This window comes from Sphingomonas sp. (assembly GCF_965200135.1).
In the GTDB taxonomy this organism is placed as follows: Bacteria; Pseudomonadota; Alphaproteobacteria; order Sphingomonadales; family Sphingomonadaceae; genus Sphingomonas.
Genome location: NZ_CBDATK010000013.1, coordinates 160,881 through 184,590, shown reverse-complemented (window position 1 = coordinate 184,590; position 23,710 = coordinate 160,881). Strand labels below are relative to the sequence as shown.

The 23,710-nt window shown below is 69.0% G+C and carries 23 protein-coding genes; 9 read left to right on the top strand and 14 right to left on the bottom strand.

What is annotated here, in order from left to right; translation table 11 throughout:
- Positions 1–75 precede the first annotated feature (75 nt).
- The 4 genes from ACOFKS_RS14520 to ACOFKS_RS14505 are packed head-to-tail and all read right to left on the bottom strand — an operon-like array spanning position 76 to position 2,044.
- Entirely contained in the window at positions 76–618 is a 543-nt protein-coding gene (locus ACOFKS_RS14520; RefSeq protein ID WP_419809972.1) for a GAF domain-containing protein, read from the bottom strand.
- 10 nt (positions 619–628) lie between these two features.
- Positions 629–994 (bottom strand): DUF2809 domain-containing protein, encoded by a 366-nt coding sequence (locus ACOFKS_RS14515; protein ID WP_419809971.1) that lies wholly within the window; start codon positions 992–994, stop codon positions 629–631.
- Positions 991–1,389 carry an alternative ribosome rescue aminoacyl-tRNA hydrolase ArfB gene (arfB, locus tag ACOFKS_RS14510; protein WP_419809970.1) on the bottom strand — a complete coding sequence of 133 codons (399 nt, stop codon included), beginning with the start codon at positions 1,387–1,389 and terminating at the stop codon, positions 991–993. The genes ACOFKS_RS14515 and arfB overlap by 4 nt, the downstream gene beginning before the upstream one ends.
- The gene (locus ACOFKS_RS14505) at positions 1,382–2,044 is read right to left on the bottom strand and encodes an RluA family pseudouridine synthase (RefSeq protein ID WP_419810172.1); all 663 of its coding nucleotides are present in this window, start codon (positions 2,042–2,044) and stop codon (positions 1,382–1,384) included. The genes arfB and ACOFKS_RS14505 overlap by 8 nt, the downstream gene beginning before the upstream one ends.
- A gap of 49 nt (positions 2,045–2,093) precedes the next feature.
- Here ACOFKS_RS14505 and ACOFKS_RS14500 point away from each other — a divergent pair, with 49 nt between their 5' ends.
- Positions 2,094–2,768 carry a M15 family metallopeptidase gene (locus tag ACOFKS_RS14500; RefSeq protein WP_419809969.1) on the top strand — a complete coding sequence of 225 codons (675 nt, stop codon included), beginning with the start codon at positions 2,094–2,096 and terminating at the stop codon, positions 2,766–2,768.
- Positions 2,769–2,879: 111 nt separating this feature from the next.
- Here the strand turns inward: ACOFKS_RS14500 and wrbA are convergent, their stop codons facing one another.
- Together wrbA and ACOFKS_RS14490 are read right to left on the bottom strand one after the other, a co-directional pair.
- Complete coding sequence (gene wrbA, locus ACOFKS_RS14495; RefSeq protein WP_419809968.1) at positions 2,880–3,482, bottom strand: NAD(P)H:quinone oxidoreductase; 603 nt, start codon at positions 3,480–3,482, stop codon at positions 2,880–2,882.
- A 33-nt stretch (positions 3,483–3,515) separates the two neighbouring features.
- Positions 3,516–4,232 (bottom strand): pirin family protein, encoded by a 717-nt coding sequence (locus ACOFKS_RS14490; protein WP_419809967.1) that lies wholly within the window; start codon positions 4,230–4,232, stop codon positions 3,516–3,518.
- Positions 4,233–4,351: 119 nt separating this feature from the next.
- Here ACOFKS_RS14490 and ACOFKS_RS14485 point away from each other — a divergent pair, with 119 nt between their 5' ends.
- From ACOFKS_RS14485 to ACOFKS_RS14470, 4 genes are all read left to right on the top strand, one after another.
- On the top strand, positions 4,352–5,266 hold the full coding sequence (locus ACOFKS_RS14485; RefSeq protein ID WP_419809966.1) for a LysR family transcriptional regulator: 915 nt from the start codon (positions 4,352–4,354) through the stop codon (positions 5,264–5,266).
- A 210-nt stretch (positions 5,267–5,476) separates the two neighbouring features.
- On the top strand, positions 5,477–6,658 hold the full coding sequence (locus ACOFKS_RS14480) for an AI-2E family transporter (RefSeq protein WP_419809965.1): 1,182 nt from the start codon (positions 5,477–5,479) through the stop codon (positions 6,656–6,658).
- A 98-nt stretch (positions 6,659–6,756) separates the two neighbouring features.
- Positions 6,757–7,458: a response regulator transcription factor CtrA gene (ctrA, locus tag ACOFKS_RS14475; RefSeq protein WP_419809964.1), complete on the top strand. Its 702-nt coding sequence runs from the start codon at positions 6,757–6,759 to the stop codon at positions 7,456–7,458.
- Positions 7,459–7,580: 122 nt separating this feature from the next.
- Positions 7,581–8,210: a PEPxxWA-CTERM sorting domain-containing protein gene (locus ACOFKS_RS14470; RefSeq protein ID WP_419809963.1), complete on the top strand. Its 630-nt coding sequence runs from the start codon at positions 7,581–7,583 to the stop codon at positions 8,208–8,210.
- Between the two features lie 7 nt (positions 8,211–8,217).
- Here the strand turns inward: ACOFKS_RS14470 and ACOFKS_RS14465 are convergent, their stop codons facing one another.
- Both ACOFKS_RS14465 and ACOFKS_RS14460 read right to left on the bottom strand, forming a co-directional pair.
- A complete protein-coding gene (locus ACOFKS_RS14465; RefSeq protein WP_419809962.1) occupies positions 8,218–8,514 on the bottom strand; it encodes a putative quinol monooxygenase in 297 nt (98 codons plus the stop codon).
- A complete protein-coding gene (locus ACOFKS_RS14460; protein WP_419809961.1) occupies positions 8,511–10,163 on the bottom strand; it encodes an amidohydrolase in 1,653 nt (550 codons plus the stop codon). The genes ACOFKS_RS14465 and ACOFKS_RS14460 overlap by 4 nt, the downstream gene beginning before the upstream one ends.
- A gap of 55 nt (positions 10,164–10,218) precedes the next feature.
- Between ACOFKS_RS14460 and ACOFKS_RS14455 the strand changes: the two genes are divergently transcribed.
- Positions 10,219–11,481, top strand: coding sequence for a threonine ammonia-lyase (locus ACOFKS_RS14455; protein WP_419809960.1), 1,263 nt, complete (start codon positions 10,219–10,221; stop codon positions 11,479–11,481).
- 37 nt (positions 11,482–11,518) lie between these two features.
- Here ACOFKS_RS14455 and ACOFKS_RS14450 read toward each other — a convergent pair whose 3' ends face one another.
- Entirely contained in the window at positions 11,519–11,773 is a 255-nt protein-coding gene (locus tag ACOFKS_RS14450) for a hypothetical protein (RefSeq protein ID WP_419809959.1), read from the bottom strand.
- A gap of 183 nt (positions 11,774–11,956) precedes the next feature.
- Here ACOFKS_RS14450 and ACOFKS_RS14445 point away from each other — a divergent pair, with 183 nt between their 5' ends.
- On the top strand, positions 11,957–12,730 hold the full coding sequence (locus ACOFKS_RS14445) for an arginyltransferase (RefSeq protein ID WP_419809958.1): 774 nt from the start codon (positions 11,957–11,959) through the stop codon (positions 12,728–12,730).
- 129 nt (positions 12,731–12,859) lie between these two features.
- Here ACOFKS_RS14445 and ACOFKS_RS14440 read toward each other — a convergent pair whose 3' ends face one another.
- The 4 genes from ACOFKS_RS14440 to ACOFKS_RS14425 form a co-directional block, all read right to left on the bottom strand.
- Positions 12,860–13,666 carry a transglutaminase family protein gene (locus tag ACOFKS_RS14440; RefSeq protein WP_419809957.1) on the bottom strand — a complete coding sequence of 269 codons (807 nt, stop codon included), beginning with the start codon at positions 13,664–13,666 and terminating at the stop codon, positions 12,860–12,862.
- Positions 13,666–14,601: an alpha-E domain-containing protein gene (locus tag ACOFKS_RS14435; protein WP_419809956.1), complete on the bottom strand. Its 936-nt coding sequence runs from the start codon at positions 14,599–14,601 to the stop codon at positions 13,666–13,668. Before ACOFKS_RS14435 ends, ACOFKS_RS14440 begins: the two co-directional genes overlap by 1 nt.
- The gene (locus ACOFKS_RS14430; protein WP_419809955.1) at positions 14,594–16,090 is read right to left on the bottom strand and encodes a circularly permuted type 2 ATP-grasp protein; all 1,497 of its coding nucleotides are present in this window, start codon (positions 16,088–16,090) and stop codon (positions 14,594–14,596) included. Before ACOFKS_RS14430 ends, ACOFKS_RS14435 begins: the two co-directional genes overlap by 8 nt.
- Before the next feature lie 70 nt (positions 16,091–16,160).
- Entirely contained in the window at positions 16,161–18,089 is a 1,929-nt protein-coding gene (locus ACOFKS_RS14425) for a protein-disulfide reductase DsbD family protein (RefSeq protein ID WP_419809954.1), read from the bottom strand.
- Between the two features lie 81 nt (positions 18,090–18,170).
- Here ACOFKS_RS14425 and ACOFKS_RS14420 point away from each other — a divergent pair, with 81 nt between their 5' ends.
- Positions 18,171–19,856: an alkaline phosphatase family protein gene (locus ACOFKS_RS14420; RefSeq protein ID WP_419809953.1), complete on the top strand. Its 1,686-nt coding sequence runs from the start codon at positions 18,171–18,173 to the stop codon at positions 19,854–19,856.
- Positions 19,857–20,037: 181 nt separating this feature from the next.
- A complete protein-coding gene (locus ACOFKS_RS14415; protein ID WP_419809952.1) occupies positions 20,038–20,943 on the top strand; it encodes a PEPxxWA-CTERM sorting domain-containing protein in 906 nt (301 codons plus the stop codon).
- A 50-nt stretch (positions 20,944–20,993) separates the two neighbouring features.
- On the opposite strand, the gene metH is transcribed toward ACOFKS_RS14415, so the two are convergent.
- A complete protein-coding gene (gene metH / locus ACOFKS_RS14410; protein WP_419809951.1) occupies positions 20,994–23,579 on the bottom strand; it encodes a methionine synthase in 2,586 nt (861 codons plus the stop codon).
- Positions 23,580–23,710: the final 131 nt, after the last annotated feature.

Here is a 23,710-nt window from a genome sequence, read left to right as displayed (position 1 = left end):
ACGAGTCCGCAGCTTAAGGGGTTGCTTACCAAAGCGCCGGTCGAGTCGCCACGACCGGCCGTGTCCCGATCCGGGTCAACCGAGGCGGCCCTGATCGAGGCGGCCCTGATCGAGGCGGCCCTGATCGAGGCGGCCCTGATCGAGGCGGGTCGCCAACAGCGCGGCGAGCGCCTCGCACCCCGCCTGATCCGTCGCATCGAACCGTGCCGGCATCGGACTGTCGAGGTCGAGCACCCCGATCACGCGGTCGCCCGCGACCAGCGGCACCACCAGCTCCGACCGGCTCGCCGCGTCGCAGGCGATATGGCCGGGAAAGGCGTGGACGTCGTCGACCCGCTGCGTCGCGCCCGTCGCGGCGGCGGTGCCGCACACGCCCTTGCCCATCGCGATGCGGATACACGCCGCCTTGCCCTGAAACGGCCCGAGCACCAGTTCGTCGCCGATCACCCGATAGAAGCCCGCCCAGTTGAGGTCGGGCAGATACTGCCAGATCGCCGCCGCCGCGTTGGCCATGTTGGCGACCGCGTCCGCCTCCCCCGTCGTTAGCGCATCCAGCGCGGCGAGGAGGTCGCGATACAGTTCGGCCTTCGATCCGGCCGCGATGTCGAACTGGTACATGCCTCTTCCCTTACCGCGCCCGCCGCCATTCGATGGCAGCAATCACGGCTCCGCCCAGCGCATAGGCGACGAAGTCGCGCGGATCGAACCCGCTGCCCAGCACGACGCGCGCCACCGGCACGTCCGCCAGCCCGAGCAGCCGCAGCACGCCGACCAGTTGTCCCAACTCGACCAGCACCGCCATCGTCAGCGCCGCCGCCAGTGCGAACGGCCAGCGCCACCGCGTCACCGCGCGGAACCCGCAATAGACCAGCATCACCGCGATCGCGTCGCCGCCGAATGGCCGCACCACGCGGTCGCGGACCCACAGCGCGATCGCGATCTCGATCAGCAGCAGCACGACCGTCGCCACCGCATAGCCTCGCCGCGACCTCATTCGTCCCGCACCCGCCCGCGCCCGGCCTTGACCACCGCGCGACCCTTCTTGGCATCGACACGGCGCGCCTTGGCCGCGCGGCTCGGCTTGGTCTTGACGCGGCGCGCCTCGCGCTCCTCCGCCCCGGCGAGCAGCGCCGCCAGTCGCGCGCGCGCGTCGGCCCGGTTCTGCTCCTGCGTCCGATAGCGCCGCGCGGTGATGATAAGCTCGCCGCCCGCCGTCATCCGGCTGCCCGCGAGCAGCTTCAGCCGCCGGAAGCTCTCGGGATGGAGTCCCAGCCGGAACACGTCCAGGCGCAGCTGGCACGCGGTCGCGACCTTGTTGACGTTCTGTCCGCCCGGCCCGGTGGCGGCGAGGAACTTCTCCTCCAGCGCCGCCTCGGGCACCTCAACCACCGGCGTCGACCGCCGCGGCGAAGACCCCGAACCGCGCCGGCACCGGCGCCTGTGCGACGACCGGCTCCTTGCCCGCGCGCGGCAGCGTCAGCGCACGCGCGTGGAGCAGCATCCCCGCCTTGTCGGCGCGGCCATAGACGGGATCGCCGACCACCGCCGCGCCCAGCCCGGTCGCCGCATGCACGCGGATCTGATGCGTCCGGCCGGTCGTCGGCCGGAACTCGACCAGCGCGCGGCCGTCCTCGACCCGGACCACCCGCCACGCCGTCCGCGACGCCTTGCCTTTCGGGTCCGCGACGATCCGCCAGCCCTGCTCGCGGCTCGACACCTTGGCGAGCGGCAGGTCGATCGTCCCCGCTTCGCCATCCGGCACGCCGTCGAGCACCGCGAGATACAGCTTCTCCACCTCGCCCGCCTCGAACGCGCGCTGGAACCGCGCCCCCGCTTTGGGATTGCGCGCCAGCAACAGGCAGCCGCTGGTGTCGCGATCCAGTCGATGCACCGGCACCGGCCAGCGGTGAAAGCCCAGGCGCAAGCCCTCCATATGGTTGTCGAGACTGAGCGAGCCGTCGCGCGGCGGATCGACGGGTAGCCCGGCAGGCTTGTCGATCACCAACGCTTCGCCGTCGATAAAGAGGATGCGGTCGGGATCCATGATGCCACCGCCTTGCCACCCCGCGCGCGCGCGTGCCAGTGCTGCCGCCATGCTGATTCCGTGCCGTCGTGCCGTCCTGCTCCTGCTGCTCGCGCCCGCCATGGCGCAGGCTCAGGCGCAGCGTTGCATCCCGACCGCCGCGATCGCGCCCGACGGCCGCGTCCTCGGCCACCTGCCCTATGGCGACACCGCGCCGGGCACGCTGGTCGAGGCACCCGCCGGCTTCGCGCTGCGCGCCGCCTGCCGCATCCGCCCGGAAGTCGCCGCAGACCTCGCCCGCCTGCTCGCCGCCGCCGGCGCGGACCCCGCCACCGCCGGCACGCTGCGCGGCGCATCGTGCCACCGCACCTTGACCTGGCAGGAGAGCGTGTTTTGCGCGGAGGCGCATGACGACCCGTCGCTGCGCGCGATCTCGGTAGCACCGCCGGGGCACAGCGAGCACGCGACCGGCTATGCGATCGACTTCGCGGTCCGCCCCTCGCCCAACTGCCCCGACGTGGAGGGCTGCATGGCCGCGCTGCCGGCCGCCCGCTGGCTGTTCGCCAACGCCGCGCGCTTCGGGTTCGAACAGAGCTTTCCGGGCGGCAACAAGCAGAACGTCAAATGGGAGCCGTGGCACTGGCGCTGGGTCGGCACCTCGGCCGACGCACCCGGCGCGGCGAGAGCCCGATTCCTCTTCGCTCGCGCCAGACGGGAGTTCCCCGCCAAGCCGATGGTCCCCTGATCGGTCCCGGCACGGGGAAGCGGTGGAGGGAGCCGTCTCGAACGACCCGCGCGCGACCGCCCCCTCCTTTACCCGCGTCGCGAGCGCCACCTCCCCAAGCCGGAGAGGACTTTACGCCGCCAGCTTCGCCGCCAACGCCGCGATCCGCCGCCCCTGGTAGCGCGCGCCCTCCAGTTCCTCCGGATGCGGCTGCCGCGACCCGTCGCCCGCCGCCATCGTCGTCGCGCCATAGGGCGAGCCGCCGACGATCTCGTCCATCTTCATCTGCCCTTGGAAGCCATAGTCCAGCCCGACGATCGTCAGCCCGTGGTGGAGCAGGTTGGTGATGATCGAGAACAGCGTCGTCTCCTGCCCGCCATGCTGCGACGCGGTCGAGGTGAAGGCACCGCCGACCTTGCCGATCAATGCCCCCTTCGCCCATAGCCCGCCGGTCGTGTCCCAGAACGCCGCCATCTGCGCGGGCATCCGGCCAAAGCGGGTGGGCGCACCGACGATGATGGCGTCATAGTCGGCCAGCTGGTCGGGGCTCTCGATCACCGGATGCGCGGTGTCGGTCTTGAAGTGCGCCGCCGCGATCACCTCGGCAGGCGCGGTCTCGGCGACGCGGCGGATGTCCACCTCGGCACCGGCCCCGCGCGCGCCCTCGGCGACCGCATCAGCCATCTGCTCGAGATGGCCGTAGGACGAGTAATAGAGCACCAAAACCTTGGTCATGTCGTTCTCCTTGGGTCGGAAATAGGTGTAAGGTCAGGCGGCATCCACCAGCACGATCTCCGCGCTTTCCAACGCCTCGATCGCGTAATCGCCCCCGCTCAGCGCCACGCCGTCGCGCGCATCGACCCGCTCGCCGTTGATCGTCAGCGCACCCGTCGCGGGCACCAGATAGGCGTGCCGCCCGTCCTCGACGCGATGCGACAGCGTTTCCCCTGCCGGCAGCGTCGCCGCCATTACCCGCGCCTCGGCCCGGATCGTCAGCGCGTCGCCGTCGTCGGCGAAGCCGCTCGCCAGCACCGTCCAGCGCCCGCTGCGACCGTCCTTGGGGAACGGCTTCGCGCCCCAGCTCGGGGTGCCGCCCTGCGTGGTCGGCTCGATCCAGATCTGGAACAGCGTCGTCGTCTCGTCCTCGCGGTTGAACTCCGCGTGGCGCACGCCGCTGCCCGCACTCATCACCTGCACGTCGCCGGCGGCAGTGCGCCCGCGATTGCCCAGCGAGTCCTCGTGGCTGATCGCGCCGGTGCGGACATAGGTGATGATCTCCATGTCGCGGTGCGGGTGCGGCGGGAAACCGCTGTTGGCGGCGATCGCGTCGTCGTTCCACACCCGGATCGCGCCCCAACCCATCCGCGCCGGATCGTGATAGTTCGCGAACGAGAAATGATGCCGCGCGTCCAGCCAGCCATGATCGGCATGGCCGAGACTGGCGAAGGGGCGGCGGTCGATACGGGTCAGTGTCTCGGTGGTCATGTTGAACCTCCTGTTCGGTCCAGGCCGATATGGGGGCAGGCGAAAGGCTCGTAAACGGCAACCTTGGCAACGCATCGTTGCCTGTTCTAAGCTCCTCCCCGGCACGGGGAGGAATGACGATGCTACCCGATCTCGAAGCCTGGGCCGTCTTCGCTGCCGTCGTCGAGCACCGCTCCTTCTCCGCCGCCGCGCAGGCGATCGGCGTCAACAAGGCGACGGTCTCGAAAGCGGTCGCCCGGCTGGAGGCCCGGCTCGGCCAGGCGCTGTTCCACCGCACCTCGCGCCGGCTTGCGCTGACCGAGGCCGGCAAGCCGCTCGCCGAACACGCCCGCCTGATCCTCGCGCAAGCGGTCGCCGCCGAGGAAGCCGCGCGCGATGGCGGCACGACGCTCGCCGGGCGCATCCGCGTCGCCGCGCCGCTCGGCTTCGGCATCGCCAACGTCGCGCCGCTGATCGCGCGGTTCCTCGGCGACCACCCCGCCATCGCCATCGACCTGCAACTGTCCGACGCGCGCGCCGACATCGTCGCCGACGGCATCGATGTCGGTCTCCGCATCGCCGACCTGCCCGACAGCTCGCTGCGCGCGCGCCGCCTCGGCGACATCCGCACCCATCTGGTCGCCACGCCCGCCTACCTCGCCGCACAGGGCGAGCCGCGCCGTCCGGGCGACCTCGCCGGCCACCGCCTGCTCGGCTACAGCAATCTCCCCGGCCCATGGCGCTTCCGCGGCGCAGACGGCGAGCCGATATCGGTGACCGCCGCCGGTCCGCTGACCGCCAACTCGGGCGAGGCGCTGCTGCCGGCGCTGCTCGCGGGCCTCGGCATCGCGCGCTTGCCCGGTTTCATCGTCGGCCCCTCGCTGGAAAGCGGCGCCCTCGTCGAGATGCTCCCCGCCTGGGCACCACCCGCGACGGGCCTCTACCTCCTGACGCCGCCGAGCCCGCTCCGCCCCGCCCGCGTCGAAGCGCTGATCGCCTTTCTCGCCGAACACCTCCGCGACCCCTGCGCCGACCCTCCCCGGCACGGGAGGTAGCGCGCGGCGACGCCGCGTGACGGAGGTGGCGCTCCGCGAGCAAACCACCTCGGCAAGCCCGCATCCAGCGGATTGTCTGTCCTATACGCCACCGATCTGCCACCACCCGCCGATGCTCCCACCGATCCTTCACGGCGCCCGACCCACCCGATCCACGTCCCGCCCCTCACTCCGCCGTGTACGTCCCGTGAGGATCGCGAAGTTCCGCGCATGACCGACACCTCCCGCGAGCCCCATCCCGAGTCCGCCGAGGACACGCCGCGCCACCGCGCCCGCATGGCGCCGGACGAAGCCGATCAGCGCTTCCTGCGCCGCGTCGTCCTGCTCGTCCTGCTCGCCGCGCTCGTCGCCGCGCTGATCCGCGCCGGCGACCTGCTGATCCTCGCGTTCGGCTCGATCCTCGGCGCGATCGTCATCCATGCCGTCGCGGAACTCTACCGAACCCACTTCCGCCTGCCCACGAAGCCTGCGCTCGTGACCTCGATGGCGACGGTGCTCGGCGTCATCGGCTTTCTCGGCTGGCTGTTCGGCGTGCAGTTCCGCACCCAGGTCAACCAGCTCGTCACCGCGCTGCCCGCGCTGCTGGACCAGCTCGCCGCCTGGGCGCGGACCAGCCCGGTCGGCGCCAAACTCGCCGACGCCGTCGAGGCCGCGTTCGCCGGCAGCCGGGTCGCGCAGGACGCGGGGGGGCTGGTCCAGGGCGCGGGCGAGCTGGTGCTCAACGCGATCATCGTCCTGATCGGCGCGCTGTTCTTCGCCGCCGATCCCAAGGTCTACGAGCGCGGCTTCCTCTATCTGATGCCGCGCCGCTATCGCCCCGCGATCGAGGACGCGCTGTTCGACGCGGGCAGCATCCTCAAACTGTGGCTGCGCGCCGAGCTGATCCTGATGACCAGCATGGGCGTGCTCGTGGGCGTCGGCCTGTGGCTCGCCGGCGTGCCGTCCGCCGCCGCGCTCGGGCTGCTCACCGGCCTGTCGGAGTTCATCCCCTATGTCGGCCCGATCGCGGCGATGGTGCCCGCACTCGGGCTCGCCGCGACGGCGGGCACCAGCCAGGTGCTGTGGACGCTGGCGGTGTTCGCGATCGTGCGGCTGATCCAGACCAATTTCGTGACGCCGTTCGTCACCGCGCGCGTGGTCGCGATCCCGCCGGCGATGACGGTCTTCGCGATCATCGGCATCGGCTATGTGTTCGGCATCTTCGGCCTGTTCTTCTCGGGCGCGCTGCTGACCGTGATCTACAGCCTGACGCGCAGCCTGTATCTGCGCGAGGTGCTGGGTGAGGACATTCCCCGCGCCCGGCACAGGACGCTGCTCGGCCCCGACCACGACATCGCCGGCGGCGAACCCGAGCGCCCGGCGGACGATCCCACCCCTCGCGACTCGCGGTGAGTCCTCGATTAATGCCAAATTAACCTTTTGCCTTCAGAGGTTCTTTGGTTAATGAATCCGGCTGCCCGACGCTTCGGGAGCATACGGGGGAGTGTCGCATGCGTGTGCTGCTGATCGAGGACGAGCCGTCGACCGCCAAGGCCATCGAGCTGATGCTGACGACCGAGGGGTTCAACGTCTACAATACCGACCTCGGCGAAGAGGGCTTGGACCTCGGCAAGCTCTACGATTACGACATCATCCTGCTCGACCTGCACCTACCCGACATGCATGGCTACGACGTGCTCAAGAAGCTGCGCGTCGCCCGCGTCGCCACCCCGGTACTGATCCTGTCCGGCGTCAACGAGATGGATTCGAAGGTCCGCAGCTTCGGCTTCGGCGCCGACGACTACGTCACCAAGCCGTTCCACCGCGAGGAACTGGTCGCCCGCATCCACGCCGTCGTCCGCCGGTCGAAGGGCCATTCGCAATCGGTCATCAAGACCGGTAAGCTCGCGGTCAATCTCGATGCCAAGACGGTCGAGGTAGACGGTGCCCGCGTCCATCTGACGGGCAAGGAATATGCGATGCTGGAGCTGCTCTCGCTCCGCAAGGGCACGACGCTGACCAAGGAAATGTTCCTCAACCACCTCTACGGCGGCATGGACGAGCCCGAGTTGAAGATCATCGACGTCTTCATCTGCAAGCTTCGCAAAAAGCTCAGCCTGGCCTGCGAGGGCGAGAACTACATCGAAACCGTCTGGGGCCGCGGCTACGTCCTGCGTGAACCGGACGAGGTTCAGGCCGCAAAGGTAGCGTGAAGCGCTTTTGTCACAGCCTGGGACAATCGATCTGACGGCTTGCGGGCCGGCACCTTTAACGGCACGGAAAGGTTGATGGCGGTGTCCGACTTAACGGGCGCCCCGATTCGACAGGTATCGCCATGAAGAAGCTTCTCCTCCTCGCCGCCGCCGTGACCGCGGTCACCGCCACGGCGCCTGCCTCGGCACAGTCGTTCACCTCGACGTTCGAGAGCGTTCCCGGCGGCCCCGGCTTCGGTGGCTTCACCACGGTCGCCTTCGCTGACGGCTGGACCGGCGGCGATCGCGGGATCGAGCTGCAGAACCATGCCGCCGGCAATCCCGCTCTGACGGGCGGCGACGTGTTCGTCGAGCTCGACACCAACGGCAACAGCTTCATGACCCGCGAACTCGCCCGCGGCACCTATGACCTCAGCTTCCTCTACTCGGCGCGCCCCGGCTTCGCCGCGAGCACGCAGGGCATCGAGGTGCTGCTCGGCTCGACCCTGCTCGGCAGCTTCGCCGAAGACGGACAGGGCACCACCGCTTGGTCGACCAAGACGCTCTCTCCCTTCACCGTCGGGGTCGGCGGCGGCTTGCTGACCTTCCGCGCGGTCGGCACCAGCGATGGCGTCGGCGGCTATGTCGACAACATCACCGCAGCGTTCGCAGGGGTGCCGGAGCCGTCGACTTGGGCGCTGATGATCCTCGGCTTCGGTGCGGTGGGCGGCGCGATGCGTCGTCGTCGGGTCGGCGCGCTCTCGGTCGCCTGAATCGCGATCAGCGAATTACTGGCGTCGCGTCGAGCAGGGTCGGTCCATCCGACGCGACGGCATAGTTCCTGATAGCCGCCATGACCTTGGGCGTGTCGGGATGGGCGAAATGCGCCTCGACCGCCGCCATGTCTCGCCACTCCTCGTAAAAGAACAGCCGCGCCGGCGCCTCCGCGTCGACATAGCAACGGTGCGACAGGCATCCATCCTCCGCCCGTGAGCGCATCGAGTGTGCCAGCCCCTCGGCCCTGAGCGCTTCGATCGAGCCTGCCCTCGCAGTGACGCTGCCGGTGATGACGATCACCTGCCCTTCTCCCACATCTTCTCGCCGCCGACCCAGGTCTCCAGCACCTGCGTCTGCCGGAGGTCGCTTGGGCTCGCGAGCAGCGGATCGCGATCGACGACGATGAAGTCCGCACGTTGGCCGACCGCGAGCAGACCGAACCGCTCCTCTGCGAATCCGGCGTAAGCGGCACCACCCGTATACGCCCACCACGCCTGCTCGCGACTGACCCGCTCCTCGGGTCGCCAGCCGCCGAACGGCTGTCCGTCCGCATCCTCCCGCGTGAACGCCGCCGCCCAGCCCGCCCACGGATCGGGCCGCTCGACCGGCGCGTCGGAACCGAACGCCAGCCTGCTCCCGTTCTTCAGCATCGACGCCCAGGCATAGGCACCCGCCAGCCGCGCCTCGCCCAGCCGCGCCTCCGCCATCGTCCGGTCGCTGGTCTGGTGCACCGGCTGCATCGAGGCGATCACGCCGTTCCTGCCGAACCGCGGCAGGTCGACCGGATCGACGATCTGCGCGTGTTCGATCCGCCAGCGCCGATCGCCCTTGTAGGTCTCGGCAAGCACATCGATCGCGTCGAGCACCTGCGCGTTGGCGCGATCGCCGATCGCATGCACCGCGACCTGCCACCCGTCCATCGCCGCCCGGCTCATCCGGTTCTGCATCTGGTCGTCGGTCATGAACCCCGCGCCGGACTGCGTCGGCATGTCGGTATAGGGCCGCTTCAGCCACGCCCCGCGCGATCCCAGCGCACCGTCGGCGTACAGCTTGACCCCGCCCATCCGCAGCCGGTCGGCGTACAGCCACGGCGTCGGCCCCGCACCGCCGACCTGCAACGCCGTGTCGACCCCAAGCCCATAGCTCATCACCCGGATACGCAGCGCCCCCCGGTCGCCCATGCGCCGGTAGGACAGCCAGTCGTCGACGCTAGTGCCCATGTCGGCGATCGCGGTGACGCCGTAGCGGAGCAGGATCTGCTGCGCCTGCAGGAACGCCGCGTCACGATCCTTGGGCAGCGGCGCGGGGACGACATGCTGGACCAGCGCCTGCGCCGCATCGACGAAGACGCCCGACGGCACCCCGCCCGCGCCGCGCTCGATCCGACCGCCCGCCGGCGTGACGCTGCGTGCGGTCACGCCCGCCGTCCTGAGCGCCAGCGTATTGCCCCAGCTCGCATGCCCGTCCGCCCGCGCCAGCCACACCGGTCGATCGCCCACCGCGGCGTCGAGTTCGGCGGCGGTCGGGAAGCGGCCGAGCTGCCATTTCTCCTGATTCCACCCGAACCCCAGGATCCATCGCCGATCGGGGTAGCGTCCGGCATAGTCCCTGATCCTAGCCTGCGCGTCGGCGAGCGAGGTCGTGTCGGACAGGTCGAGCGTCAGCGCCTGGAAGCCCAGTTCCATGACATGCCCGTGCGCGTCAATCATGCCGGGCAGCAGCACGCGCCCCTTCAGGTCCACGCGCCAGTCCGCCCGCGCCGGCCGCCTGTCCTCGCGCCCGAGCAGCGCCGTCACCTTACCGTCGGCCGACAGCGTCAGACCGGTGAACCGCACCACCCGCCCCTGCTTGTCGAGTGTGACGCCGTTGACGTTGTCGATCAGCGCGTCGGCCAGCGCGGGTGCGGCAAGCAAGCAGGCGGCGAACGCCGCGACCATCTTCGTAAGCATGGCTGCCGGAATAGGCCCTGTTCCCCCGCCGCGCCAGATGGCCTAGGGGCGGCACATGGCCACTCTCGCCCGTCAAACCGCGCCCGCCTCTCAAGACACGGACGTGCTGCCCGTCACGCTCGCCGACATTCATGCCGCCCACGCGCGCATCGCCGACGCGATCGTCCGCACGCCGACGCTGATCAGCCGGACGCTGTCGGAGCTGACCGGCGCGACGGTCTATCTCAAGTTCGAAAACCTCCAGTTCACCGCCGCCTACAAGGAGCGCGGTGCGCTCAACACGCTGCTGCTGTTGTCGGACGAGGCAAAGGCGAAGGGTGTGATCGCCGCGTCGGCGGGCAACCACGCGCAGGGCCTCGCCTACCACGCGCATCGCCTGGGCGTGCCCGCCACTATCGTCATGCCGACCAACACGCCGACGGTGAAGGTCACGCAGACGCAAGGCCACGGCGCCGACGTCATTCTGGAGGGCGATACGTTCGACGCCGCCTATGCCCATGCCCGCGTGCTGGAGGCGCAACGCGGCTTCACCTTCGTCCATCCGTTCGACGATCCGCGCATCATCGCCGGCGCAGGGACCACGGCGGTGGAGATGTTCGAGGACGTGCCTGCGATCGATACGCTGGTGACACCGATCGGTGGCGGCGGGCTGATCTCCGGCATGGCGACGGTCGCGCGGGCGCAACCGCGCCCGATACGGGTCGTCGGCGTCGAGGCCGAGCTGTTTCCGTCGATGTACAACCGGATCAACGGCACGCACTTGCCCTGCGCGGGCGACACGCTGGCGGAGGGCATCGCCGTCAAGGAGCCTGGCGGCATCACCGCCAGGATGGTCCGCGCGCTGGTCGACGACATCCTGCTGGTCCCGGAACGTCGGCTCGAAGAGGCCGTCGCACTCCTGCTGCAGATCGAAAAGACGGTGGTCGAGGGTGCGGGGGCCGCCGGTCTCGCCGCGCTGCTCGCCTATCCCGAGCAGTTCGCCGGGCGAACGGTCGGTGTCGTCTTGTGCGGAGGGAACATCGACACTCGGCTGCTCGCCAACGTTCTGCTGCGCGATCTCGCCCGCTCGGGGCGGCTGGCGCGACTACGGATCCGGCTACAGGATCAACCGGGCGCACTGTTCAACGTCGCCCGGATATTCGACCAAGAGCGTGTCAACATCATCGAAGTATATCACCAGCGCGTCTTCACAACGCTGCCGGCAAAGGGCCTCATCACCGACATCGAGTGTGAGGCGCGTGATCGCAACCACCTCGAACGCCTGATACGAGCATTAGCCACCGCTGGCTACGAGGTGTCCACGGTCGAACTGGCCTGAACCGCCGCCACCAGGCAGCGATCCAGGCCAGCCTAGCTTAATTGCTGTCGGAATCGTCGCTATCGTTGACGATCGCGATCACGCCGATGGCGGCGATGCCGGCCACGATGATCGCCGCCAGAATGCCGCCGCCGAACAGATTGCTGTCCTTGGAAGTCGCGGCCGACCCGCGGACACTCTTCACGACCGACAGGCTGGCGGCCGGATTGGCTGCCGGTGCCGCGCTGGCAGCCACCGGGGCCAGCGCCAGACCGGCGGCGGCGATCGACGAAAGAACAGAATTTATACGCATGAAACTTCCTCCCTTTGCGAGAAACCTTGCAACAGCCTCAGCGCGGATGAGTTCCGCAGCATATCGCAAACCATCGATTTCCTTAGCTTTGTTCTACGTTAACCCTCTTTCGTGGTAAAGCCGCTTTTCAGCATGCGCGGCACCCTCCATAACGGCTTTACCTGTTCAGGAGTATCGCCGCCGGTGACTGCGCCCTTCCGTTTCCCGCGCTTCTTCGTCACCAGCCCCTCGCCGTGCCCGTATCTGCCGGGCAAGCAGGAGCGCAAGGTGTTCACCGAATTGGTCGGCGTGCATGCGACCGAACTAAACGACGCGCTCGGCCGGATCGGGTTCCGTCGGTCGCAGGGCGTCGCCTATCGTCCAAGCTGTGCCGGCTGCACCGCCTGCGTGTCGGTTCGCGTCGTCACGCCCGAATTCCGGCCCAACGCGACGCAACGCAAGCTGCTCAAGCGTCACGCGGATATTGAGGTCACGCCCTGCCGCCCGTGGGCGACGGACGAGCAGTTTCAGCTACTGCGCCGCTATCTCGTGTCGCGTCACCCGGGCGGTGGCATGGCGATGATGGACGAGGACGATTTCGCCGCCATGGTCGAGCACTCGCCGGTCAACTCGCTGGTGATGGAATATCGCGCGCCGGCCAAATACGGACGCAGAGGGCGATTGCTCGGCGCTTGCCTCACCGATCGTCAGGCCGACGGGTTGTCGATGATTTACAGCTTCTTCGCCGCCGATGAGGAGGACGAAAGACCGGGGCTCGGCAACTTCATCATCATGGATCATATCCTGCGCGCACGCGAGGCGGGCTTGCCCTATGTCTATCTCGGCTATTGGGTGAAGGGCTCGCGCCGGATGGCGTACAAGGTTCGCTATCGCCCGCTCGAAGTTCTCGGCCCCACCGGCTGGCGACCCCTTGGCGACCGCGAGCTGGAAACGCAGGATCTTCGCGAACTGGCCTGATCGCGGCACGTGGCAATGCCATTCGTCATGCCGCGACAACGCAACCTCCGCCTGCTCACGACCTGACCGCTACCGAGCGAGCAACGGGTAACCGTCGAACGCTCGCTATGGCGGGATCGCGCAGCTGACCTACTCCCCACGCGTCACGCTGACGTCGACGTCCAGCTCTTCCGCGCCCTGGCCCAGCCGCGACCCGGCTACCGGCGCCGCCCCCGCGGCGTCCAGCGCCACCGCGACCCTGACATACTCCTCCTCGGGCGACATGCCGTTGGTAGGATCGAACCCGATCCAGCCCAGCCCCACGACGTGCGCCTCCGCCCAGCCATGCGGCGCCGGGCGGTGCTCGCCGTCGACCTCCCACAGGTGATAGCCCGACACGAACCGCGCCGGTATGCCCAGCGACCGCGCCGCAACGCAGAACAGCTGCGCCAGATCGCGCGGCGTCACGCTTTCGCGCGCGAATGCCTCGCCGGCGGTCAGGCCCGGATCGCCCCGACCACGGTCGACCCCGAACCGGTCGTGCAGCGCCCGATTGAGCGCGTGCAGCCGCTCGACCATATTGGTCCCCTCGGCAACCTCGCCCGCCCATCGCGCGACCGTCGCGTCGGGCGCGGTCGCGGCGGTCGCGCGCAGGAACAAAGGCGGCGGCAGCGGCTCGGCGACCCCAAGCACGCACCCCGCCGAGTGGCTGGTCAGCACCTCGCCATGCACCGCGATCACGATTTCGGTCAGCGGGCCCTCGGCGTAGAGCATCGTCACCGCGTTGCCGAACCCGTCCAGGCCATCGCGCATCCGCGCGTCGCAATCGATGTGGATGCGCCATGACGCGACTGTCTGGTCGTGCGTGTTGCCGGGCGTCAGCCGCAGCAGCTGCACCACGCGCGCCTGCGGAACGGTGAAGCGATAGGTCGTGCGGTGATCGACGGTCAACCGCATCAGATGAAGGTGAACTGACGGCCGATCGCGGAGTGCAGTTGCGCATTCTCCTCGATAAACGCCCGCAGATACTGGTGCAGCCCATTCGCGATCACCTCGCCCGATCGCGTGCGCGTCATCCGGCTCGCGCGCAGGCGTGCCATGCGATCCGCCTCACCATGCCGACCGGTATGCTTCGCGAGCAGCCCGAGCAGGTCGACTACCTCCTCCGCCGACGCCGCCAGGCTACGCGGCATCTCCGATCGCGCGAGCAGCAGGTCGACGACGTTGCCGACGGTCAGTCCGTCCGAATACAGCCAGCGATACGCGGTCACCGCGGATACGGTCTGCAGGATCGTGGTCCACTGGTCGCGATCCAGCGACCCGCCGACCTTCTCGCCCTCAGGCAAAAGAAGGTGGTATTTCACGTCGACCAACCGCGCGGTGTTGTCCGCGCGCTCCACCGCTTGCCCCAGCCGTACGAACCACGTCGCCTGATTGCGGAGCATGCGCTGCACGGCCCCCTCGAAGCCGCGGCACTCATTCTGGACCGATGCGACCATCCGCAACGTGTCCGACAGCTCGCATTGGTCCGGTCCTCGCTCGAACGACAGCCACGCGCGATTGATCGCCGTCCACGCCTCGCGGGTCAGGGCCGTCCGGACCGCCTTGGCATTCGTTCGCGCCATGTCGAGGCAACGGACGACCGACCCCGGATGCCCGGTGTCCAGCGTCAGAAAGCACGCCACTTCGGTCTGGCCCGGATGCGCGCCCGTGGCGGCAAAGGCCTCATCGTTTTCCGTCACCGCCAGCGCCGACGCCCATGCCGCCTCGCCCGCCGGCCGCGAGGACAAGGTATCGAGCCGCGCCGTCGCCTCGACCAGCCGCGCCACGAAGTCGGCCCGCTCGAAATAGCGTCCGAGCCAGTAGAGCGAAGAGGCGGTGCGGCTAAGCACGAGCACCCCCTATGCCTTGTGATTGCGTCATCCCGCCCATCGACTGCGATTGCATCATTCGCGGCTCGTCCATCAGCACGAAGCTGTCCTTCGTCCCGCCGCCCTGGCTCGAATTGACCACCAACGACCCCTCGCGCAGCGCGACGCGCGTCAGCCCGCCGGGCACCACCTGCACGCCCTTCGCGCCGCTCAGCACGAACGGCCGGAAGTCGACGTGTCGCGGCGCGAGCCCCGCGTTCGCTCCGGATTCGCTCAAGGTCGGCACCGTCGACAGCGCGAGAGTAGGCTGCGCGATGTACCGCTCCGGCTCCGCCACCAGCGCGCGACGAAACGCCTCGATCTCCGCCTTCGACGCGGTCGGCCCGACCAACATGCCATAGCCGCCCGATCCGTCGACCAGCTTCACCACCACTTCGTCGAGATGATCGAGCACATAGCGCAGCGCTTCGGGTTCGCGGCACCGCCACGTCTCGACATTGGGCAGCTTCGCCTCGCCGCCCGAATAATAGCGCACGATCTCGGGCATGTAGCTATAGATCGCCTTGTCGTCGGCGATGCCGTTGCCCGGCGCGTTGATGATCGCGACGTTGCCCGCCGCATAGGCCGCGATCAAGCCCGGCACGCCCAGCGCCGAGTCGGGCCGGAATACCAGCGGATCGAGGAAGTCGTCGTCGATACGGCGATAGATCACGTCCACGCGCACCCGCCCGGCGGTGGTCCGCATCCAGACCACGTCGTCGTCGACCAGCAGATCCGCCGCCTCGACCAGCTCGATCCCCATCGAGTCGGCAAGAAAGCTGTGCTCGTAATAGGCGGAATTATAATGCCCCGGCGTCAGCACCACGCATACCGGGTTGCTGTGCCCCTTCGGCGATACCGACCGCATCGTCTGCAACAACACATCGGGATAGCTGTCCACCGCCGCCACGCGCAGCGACCGGAACAACTCGGGGCACAGGCGCAGCATCGCCTCGCGGTTCTCCAGCATATAGCTGACACCCGACGGCGTCCGCGCATTGTCCTCCAGCACCCAAAAATCGTCCGGCCCGGTCCTGACCAGGTCGATGCCGCAGATATGCGCGCGCACCCCGTGCGGCGCGCGGATACCGTGCACCTCCGGGCGGAACTGCGGATTGCCGAGCACCAGATCCGTTGGTAGCACGCCGTCCGCCAGGATCTTCTGCGCGCCGTAGATGTCGTCGAGAAAGGCGTTGATTGCCTCGACCCGCTGCACCAGTCCGTCGGACAGTCGCGACCACTCGGCCGGCAGGAACACGCGCGGGACGATGTCGAACGGAATGATCCGCTCCGCCGCGTCGGTGTCGCCGTATACGGCGAAGGTAATGCCCAGCTGGCGGAACGTCGCCTCCGCCGCCGCCTGCCGCCGCCGCAGCTCGTCGGACGGGGTGCCGTCCAGCCAGTTGGCCAGCGCGTCGAACCCGGACCCTTGGCGGCCCCTGATCTCATCGAACGCTGGTCGTTGCTGCATCGAACCGATCAAGGCTCCGTGAGGGATGAAGGTTCCATGCTGATCGGGTTTGCCGCGCTGCACAAGAGGCTCAGAGGGTGGACAGCATTCCCGCCGTCAACACCTGTGGCAGAACGCGGGCGTCCCGCTTTGGCGCATAGTAGAGATACAGCGGCACCCCGGCCCGATTATGCGCCTCGATGAAGCGCCCCATCGCCGGGTCGCCATCGGTCCAGTCGCCGACCAGCACCGCCACCCCTCGCTTTCGCATCGCCTCGCGCGCGGGCTCGATCGCTACCCGTTCGTTGACCTTGCACGTCAGGCACCAGTCGGCGGTGAAATAGACGAAGATCGGCCGCCCCGTCTGGCGCAGCTGCGTCAACCGTGCCTCGCTGAACGCCTCCGAGCCCAGCTCTGATGCCGCCGACCGGGCCGCGACCTTGCCCGGCAGCAGCGTCGCCGCCAGCGCGCCGAGCACGATCAGCGCCGCGGCGAGCAACAGCCCCGTCGCCAGCCCGCGCCGCTGCCGCGCGCCGGCAACCCACAGCACCACCGCCAGCGCCAGCGTCGCCAGCAACGCAAAGGTCAGCCCGTCGACGCCGGTCTGCCTGCCCAGCACCCAGCCGAGCGCGATCGCGGTGAGGAACATCGGCACCGCCAGCACCCGCCGCGCGGTCTCCATCCACCCGCCCGGTCGTGGCAACAGGCGCCGCAACGCCGGCACGAAGCCGATTAGTAGAAACGGCAGCGCCAACCCCAGCCCCAGCCCCGCGAAGATCGCCAGCGCCGCCGGCCAGGGCAGCACCAGCGCGACGCCCAGTGCCGCGCCCATGAACGGCCCCGTGCACGGTGTCGCGATCACCGCCGCCAGCGCGCCGGTAGCGAACGCGCCGCCGCTGCCCGCCAACTCGCCGAGCGGCGGCGTCGGCACCTCGAACAACCCAGCCAGATTGAACCCGATCGCGGCGCTCAGCAGCAGCAGCACGACCACCAGCCGCGGCTCCTGCAACTGGAATGCCCAGCCGACGCTCGCGCCGCCGGCGCGCAACGCCAGCATCGCGCCGCCGAGCGCCACGAGCACGCAGACGACGCCCGCCGTATAGGCCAGCGCCTCCTGCCGCGCATGCCGCTCGCTCACCCCCGACCGCGCGAGGCTCAGTGCCTTCAGCGACAGGATCGGGAAGACACAGGGCATGACGTTGAGGATCAACCCGCCCAGCACCGCTAGCCCGAACGCGGCCAGCGCGGCGCCGAGCCAATCGGCGGCCCGCCCGCCCGGCACCTCGCCGGGCGTTGCCGTCAAGCGCAGTCCCCGGCCGCCACCGACCCGCAGCACGCCGGCGATCGCGCCGCTCGGCTTGCCCGCCGTTTCGATCAACAGCCGGTCGCCGTCGCGCGTCACCCGCTGCGGCGCGGCGTAGTCGATCGCGCCGGCGGTGCTCGGGAAGAAATACGCATCGGTCAGCACCGCCCCCGCCGGATAGGGCACCGCGATCCGCACCCGCCTCGCCGTTACCGCGTAGGTCGCCGTCGCGCCGAGCGGCCGAGGCAGCATCGCCCGCCATCGGTCGAGCGCCCCATCGGTGCCCACCCCCGCCATCGGCACCGACACATCCTGCGCCTCCGGCACGCACAGCGTCGTCGTACAGACCAGATAGCTCAGGTGCAGCGTCACCACCGGCTTCCGGCCGTCGTCGGGCAGGCGCACCCGCACCATCGGCGCGAAGGGCTGCTCGTAGACATAATTCATCAGCCCGGCGATCAGCAGCGTCGTCGGCACCGGCCAGCGCCACGCGCCCACCTGCGTTCCCGCCGGTGCGTGCCAGTCGATCTTCGGCGGAAAGCCCGCATCGCCGGGGTTCTCGCCCCAATAGCCGTGCCAGCCGGGTTCAGGCGTCGTGACCAGCGCCAGATCGAAACTGCCGTCCGCCGCCACCGCACCCACCAGCGGCTCGATCCGCAGGTGCTGGCCCTGCGCCCCACCCTGCGCGAGCGTCGGCGCGGCCCAAAGCACCGTCATCAGCAAGCAAAAAAGCGAGGCTATTGTTCGGGTCATCGACGCGGCCCATAGCCGTCTCGCCCCCCGGACCCAAGGACCGCCATGAAGCCGTTGCCGATCGCCATGCTGGCCGCCGTGTCGCTGCTCGCCGCCGGCCCCGCGTCGGCGCAACAGGCCGCACCGCCCGCCGCGCCCGCCGCGCCTGCGACCCGACCGAAGCTGATCGTCGCGATCTCGGTCGATCAGTTCTCCGCCGATCTCTTCGCGCAATACCGCAGCCACTTCACGCGCGGCTTCGCGCGGCTGGCGAACGGCGTCGTCTTCCCCTCCGCCTATCAAAGCCATGCCGCGACCGAGACCTGCCCCGGCCATTCGACGATCCTGACCGGCATGCGCCCCGCCCGTACCGGCATCATCGCCAATCAATGGGTCGATCAGGGCGCGGCGCGCGGCGACAAGACGATCTATTGCGCGGAGGACGAGACCGTTCCCGGCTCGACCCATGACAACTACACCGCGTCCGACCGCCACCTCCGCGTGCCGACGCTGGGCGAGCGGATGAAGACCGCCGACCCACGCACCCGCGTCGTCTCGGTCGCCGGCAAGGACCGTGCCGCGATCATGATGGGCGGGCATCGCGTCGACGAGCTGTGGTGGTGGAACGGCAAGGACTTCGTCACCTATGCCGGCCGCGCGACCCCGCCCGTCGTCGCCCGCGCCAAGGCCGCGGTCGCCGCACTGATCGCCGCGCCGCAGGACGCGCTGCCGCTGCCCGCGTGGTGCGCCGGACAGGACCGCGCGATCGTCGCGGGCACCGCCACCGTCGGCCAGGGCCGCTTCGCACGCACGGCGGGCGACGTCGTCGGCTTCCGCGCCTCTCCCGCGTCGGATGCGGCGGTGCTCTCGCTCGCCGCCGGGCTGATCCAGGACATGAAGCTGGGCAAGGGACCGCAGACCGACATCATCTCGATCGGCGCGTCGGCGACCGATTATATCGGCCATTCCTTCGGCACGCAGGGCACCGAGATGTGCATTCAGATGGATCAGCTCGATCAGTCGCTGGGTGCGTTCTTCGACCTGCTCGATCGCTGGAACCTCGATTACGAGGTGATGTTGACCGCCGATCACGGCGCGCACGACCTGACCGAGCGCCAGCAGCAGCACGCCATGCCGATGGAAACGCGCCTGACCGCCGACGCATCGGTCGCCGCGATCGGCAAGGAAATCGGCGTCTCGCTCGGCCTCGCCGGCCCCGTCCTGCTCGCCGCCGAAAGCGACGTCGTCATCGACCGCGCGCTGCCCGCCCCGGCGCGCGCGAAGGTGCTCGCGGCGGCGCTCGCGCGCTTTCGTGCTATGCCGCAGGTCGCCGCCGCCCTGCCGCGCGCCGCGATCGCCGCGACGCCGATGCCGTCCGGCCCGCCCGAGACCTGGACGCTGATGCAGCGCGCGCGCGCCTCGTACGACCCGGAGCGGTCGGGCGACTTCCTGCTGCTATTCAATCCGCGCGTCACCCCGATCCCGACGCCCCGCCCCGGCTATGTCGAGACGCACGGCAGCCCCTGGGACTATGACCGCCGCGTGCCGCTGCTGTTCTGGCGCAAGGGCATGGTGGGCTTCGAACAGCCACTGTCGGTGGAGACGGTCGACATCATGCCCACGCTGGCCGCCGCAATCGGACTGAACGTCGTCGGCGTCGATGGGCGCTGCCTCGACCTGGATCCGGGCCCAGGAGATAATTGCCCGATCATCGTCCGGGAAATGCCCGCGAGCGGCGCGCCAAGACCCTGATCCCGCGCACCTCGGCCCCGAACGGACGCCGCGCGACGGCCGATGCGGAAAAGGGCGGGTACGTAGAGGTCGTGCCGATCCGGGACAGGCACCGGCGATCCGTCGCAATTCCGTCAGTCCTGCTTGCCGCTTGGTCATCTTTCGTGAAGGACGCGGCCACGCATTCACACGGGAAATCACGATGAAGCTTGCTTATCTCGCGGCCTTCGCCGCCACCGCCCTGTTTGCCGGCACCGCCTCGGCTCAGACCGTCACCAACACCAGCCTGCAGGACCTGAACGGCCCGGTCGGCGTCAGCGGCAACAGCGTCGCGACCACGACTGACGCGACCGGAACCCGCACCACCGTGTCCGGCCCGAACATGGGGTCGGGCGGCCGCGCGTCGGGCACGCCGGGCGCCTGGGTGCAGTCGAACGTCGGCTCGGGCGGCACGGTCGGCATCACCAAGGATTATGCGCGCAGCGGCAACGGCTCCGCCTATTTCGCCAGCACCGGCACCGCCGGCAAGGCCGACCTGGAGACGGTGTTCGCGCCCGTCGCGCTGTCGACGCTCACCAGCTATTCCTATGATTATTTCCGCAGCGCCGCCGGCACCACCAGCAACACGCTGGCACCGGTGCTGCGCCTCGACATGCTGAAGGACGGCAGGTTCGCGGGCCAGCTGGTCTGGGAGAACGCCTATCAGGTGCCGGGCTCGCCGCCCGCCGCCATCCCCGGCGACACCTGGCTGACGGGCGCGGGCGATCTCAACACCGGCATCTGGTACGCCAGCAACGCGGCGCTCGGGATCACGTCCGCCGCCGTCGGTGGCACCAAGACGCTGAACGAGTGGATCGCGGGCAACAGCGGCTCGACGCTGACGGTCTATGGCATCAACCTCGGCATCGGCTCGGGATGGACCGGTAACTTCAGCGGCGCGGCCGACAATGTCGCGGTGAACTTCGCGGGCAAGTCCGTCCTCGCGAACTTCGAGGTCGCAGCGGCCGGGGTGCCGGAGCCGGCGACCTGGGCGATCATGATCGCGGGCTTCGGCCTGGCCGGTGGCGCGATGCGCCGCCGCCGCAGCGCGACGCTCGCCACCGCTTGATTCAGAAAACCGGGGGCGCGTGGCCGACCGGCCACGCGCCCCTCGTCACGTCAGTCGAGGTTCGGTCTCAGCCACCGCTCCGCCTGTTCGCGACTGACGCCGCGCCGCGCGGCATAGTCGGCGACCTGATCCTGACCGATCCGCGCCACGCCGAAATACGCCGCCTCGGCATGCCCGAAATAGAAGCCGCTAACCGCCGCGGTCGGCAACATCGCGAAGCTCTCGGTCAGCTCCAGCCCGGTCGCCTCTGCATCCAGCAGCTCGAACAGCGTGGTCTTGAGGCTGTGCTCGGGACACGCCGGATAGCCGGGCGCCGGGCGGATGCCGCGATACTGCTCCTTGATGAGCGCCTCGTTGGTCAACTGCTCGCCCTGAGCATACCCCCATAGTGTCGTCCGGACATGCTGATGCAAACGCTCGGCGAACGCCTCCGCCAGCCGGTCCGCCAGCGCCTTGAGCAGGATGTCGTTGTAATCGTCGTGCGCGGCCTTAAAGCCGGCCAGATGCGGCTCGATGCCGTGGATGCCGACCGCGAACCCGCCGAGCCAGTCGCCTGCCGGATCGACGAAGTCGGCGAGGCACATGTTCGCCCGCCCCTCCCGCTTCGCGATCTGCTGGCGGAGGAAGGGAAGACGGACGCCGTCATCCAGCATCACGTCGTCGCCCTCGCGCCGACACGGCCACAGCCCGACGACGCCCCGCGCGGTCAACCACCGCTCCGCGACGATCCGGTCGAGCATCGCCTGCGCGTCCGCGAACAGCCCGCGCGCGCTCTCGCCGACGATGCGGTCGTCCAGGATCGCCGGGTACGTGCCCGCCAGCTCCCACGCGCGAAAGAACGGGGTCCAGTCGATCGCGTCGCGCAGATCGCCCAGATCCCAGCCATCGAACGCATGCCGCCCCGGCTGCAACGGTGCCGTCGCCTTAAGCGCCATGTCGACCGCCAGTCCTCGCGTGCGCGCCTCCGCCAGCGGCAGCAGGTCGTTTTGCCCTTTGCCCGCCCGCGCATCGCGCACCTTCTGATAATCCTCCGCGACGCCGGCGACATACGCGTCGCGCCCGGTATCGCTGACCAAGGTCGTCGCCACCCCGACCGCGCGGCTGGCGTCGAGCACATGCACGATCGGGCCGTCATAGGCCGGCGAGATACGCAGCGCGGTGTGGACCTTCGACGTCGTCGCGCCACCGATCAGCAGCGGCATCGTGAAGCCGGCGCGCTTCATCTCCTCGGCGACCGTCACCATCTCGTCCAGCGACGGGGTGATGAGGCCCGACAGCCCGATCATGTCCGCATCGTTCTCGTTCGCCGCTTCGAGGATGCGGCTCCACGGCACCATCACGCCCAAATCGACCACGTCGAAGCCGTTGCACTGGAGCACCACGCCGACGATGTTCTTGCCGATGTCGTGGACGTCGCCCTTGACGGTCGCCATCACGATCTTGCCCTTGCCCTTCGATCCCGGCTCCTTCGACGCCTCGATGAAGGGCAGCAGGTGCGCGACCGCCTTTTTCATGACGCGCGCGGATTTCACGACTTGCGGCAGGAACATCTTGCCGCTGCCGAACAGGTCGCCGACCACGTTCATGCCGTCCATCAGCGGCCCCTCGATCACCTCGATCGGGCGTGCGAACTGCTGGCGGCATTCCTCGGTATCGTCGACGACGTGCATGTCGATGCCCTTGACCAGCGCGTATTCCAGCCGCTTTGTCACGGGCAGGCCGCGCCACTCCGCCGCCGCCTTTTCCGAGACCGCGTCGGTGCCGCGATACTTCTCCGCCAACGCGACCAGCCGGTCGCCGGCCTCCGGATCGCGGTTGAGCACCACGTCCTCGCATGCGTTTCTCAGCTCGGGGTCGATGGTGTCGTAGACGTCGAGCTGTCCGGCGTTGACGATCGCCATGTCGAGCCCGGCGGGGATGGCGTAGTAGAGGAACACCGAGTGCATCGCGCGGCGCACCGGCTCGTTGCCGCGGAAGCTGAATGACAGGTTGGACAGTCCGCCCGAATAATGCGCGTGTGGACAGCGCAGCTTGAGCACCTTCAGCGCTTCGATGAAGTCGACCGCATAATTGTTGTGCTCCTCGATACCGGTCGCCACCGCGAAGACGTTGGGATCGAAGATGATATCCTCGGGCGGAAAGCCGATGCCGACCAGCAGGTCATAGGCGCGCCCGCAGATCTCGATCTTGCGCGCCTGCGTGTCGGCCTGACCCGTCTCGTCGAACGCCATGACCACGGCGGCGGCGCCATAGGCCATGCACTTGCGCGCGGCATCCAGGAACGGCGCCTCGCCTTCCTTCATGCTGATGGAGTTGACGATCGGCTTGCCCGACACGCACTTCAGCCCCGCCTCGATCACGCTCCATTTCGAGCTGTCGATCATCACCGGCACGCGCGCGATGTCCGGCTCGGCGGCGATCAACTTGAGAAACGTGGTCATGGCGTGCTCGGCGTCGAGCAGCCCTTCGTCCATGTTGACGTCGACCACCTGCGCGCCGTTCTCGACCTGTTGGCGCGCGACCTCGACCGCCTTGGCATAGTCGCCGGCGAGGATCAGCTTCTTGAACGCGGCCGACCCGGTGACGTTGGTGCGCTCGCCGATGTTGACGAACTGGGCGGAGGAACTGACGGTCATGTAAATCACCCAATCCTCCCCGCTTTGCGGGGAGGGGGACCGCTCGCGAAGCGAGTGGTGGAGGGGGCTCTCCACATTCGGTCCGCTGGTGGAGAGCCCCCTCCACCAGCCTGCGATTGGTCCCCCTCCCC

Excerpts from the sequence above, each read along its gene's own strand:
- ACOFKS_RS14520 (WP_419809972.1), bottom strand. The coding sequence starts at position 618 with ATGTACCAGTTCGACATCGCGGCCGGATCGAAGGCCGAACTGTATCGC.
- ACOFKS_RS14515 (WP_419809971.1), bottom strand. The coding sequence starts at position 994 with ATGAGGTCGCGGCGAGGCTATGCGGTGGCGACGGTCGTGCTGCTGCTG.
- ACOFKS_RS14505 (WP_419810172.1), bottom strand. The coding sequence starts at position 2,044 with ATGGATCCCGACCGCATCCTCTTTATCGACGGCGAAGCGTTGGTGATC.
- ACOFKS_RS14500 (WP_419809969.1), top strand. The coding sequence starts at position 2,094 with ATGCTGATTCCGTGCCGTCGTGCCGTCCTGCTCCTGCTGCTCGCGCCC.
- wrbA (WP_419809968.1), bottom strand. The coding sequence starts at position 3,482 with ATGACCAAGGTTTTGGTGCTCTATTACTCGTCCTACGGCCATCTCGAG.
- ACOFKS_RS14490 (WP_419809967.1), bottom strand. The coding sequence starts at position 4,232 with ATGACCACCGAGACACTGACCCGTATCGACCGCCGCCCCTTCGCCAGT.
- ACOFKS_RS14485 (WP_419809966.1), top strand. The coding sequence starts at position 4,352 with ATGCTACCCGATCTCGAAGCCTGGGCCGTCTTCGCTGCCGTCGTCGAG.
- ACOFKS_RS14480 (WP_419809965.1), top strand. The coding sequence starts at position 5,477 with ATGACCGACACCTCCCGCGAGCCCCATCCCGAGTCCGCCGAGGACACG.
- ctrA (WP_419809964.1), top strand. The coding sequence starts at position 6,757 with ATGCGTGTGCTGCTGATCGAGGACGAGCCGTCGACCGCCAAGGCCATC.
- ACOFKS_RS14470 (WP_419809963.1), top strand. The coding sequence starts at position 7,581 with ATGAAGAAGCTTCTCCTCCTCGCCGCCGCCGTGACCGCGGTCACCGCC.
- ACOFKS_RS14460 (WP_419809961.1), bottom strand. The coding sequence starts at position 10,163 with ATGCTTACGAAGATGGTCGCGGCGTTCGCCGCCTGCTTGCTTGCCGCA.
- ACOFKS_RS14455 (WP_419809960.1), top strand. The coding sequence starts at position 10,219 with ATGGCCACTCTCGCCCGTCAAACCGCGCCCGCCTCTCAAGACACGGAC.
- ACOFKS_RS14450 (WP_419809959.1), bottom strand. The coding sequence starts at position 11,773 with ATGCGTATAAATTCTGTTCTTTCGTCGATCGCCGCCGCCGGTCTGGCG.
- ACOFKS_RS14440 (WP_419809957.1), bottom strand. The coding sequence starts at position 13,666 with ATGCGGTTGACCGTCGATCACCGCACGACCTATCGCTTCACCGTTCCG.
- ACOFKS_RS14430 (WP_419809955.1), bottom strand. The coding sequence starts at position 16,090 with ATGCAGCAACGACCAGCGTTCGATGAGATCAGGGGCCGCCAAGGGTCC.
- ACOFKS_RS14425 (WP_419809954.1), bottom strand. The coding sequence starts at position 18,089 with ATGACGGTGCTTTGGGCCGCGCCGACGCTCGCGCAGGGTGGGGCGCAG.
- ACOFKS_RS14420 (WP_419809953.1), top strand. The coding sequence starts at position 18,171 with ATGAAGCCGTTGCCGATCGCCATGCTGGCCGCCGTGTCGCTGCTCGCC.
- ACOFKS_RS14415 (WP_419809952.1), top strand. The coding sequence starts at position 20,038 with ATGAAGCTTGCTTATCTCGCGGCCTTCGCCGCCACCGCCCTGTTTGCC.
- metH (WP_419809951.1), bottom strand. The coding sequence starts at position 23,579 with ATGACCGTCAGTTCCTCCGCCCAGTTCGTCAACATCGGCGAGCGCACC.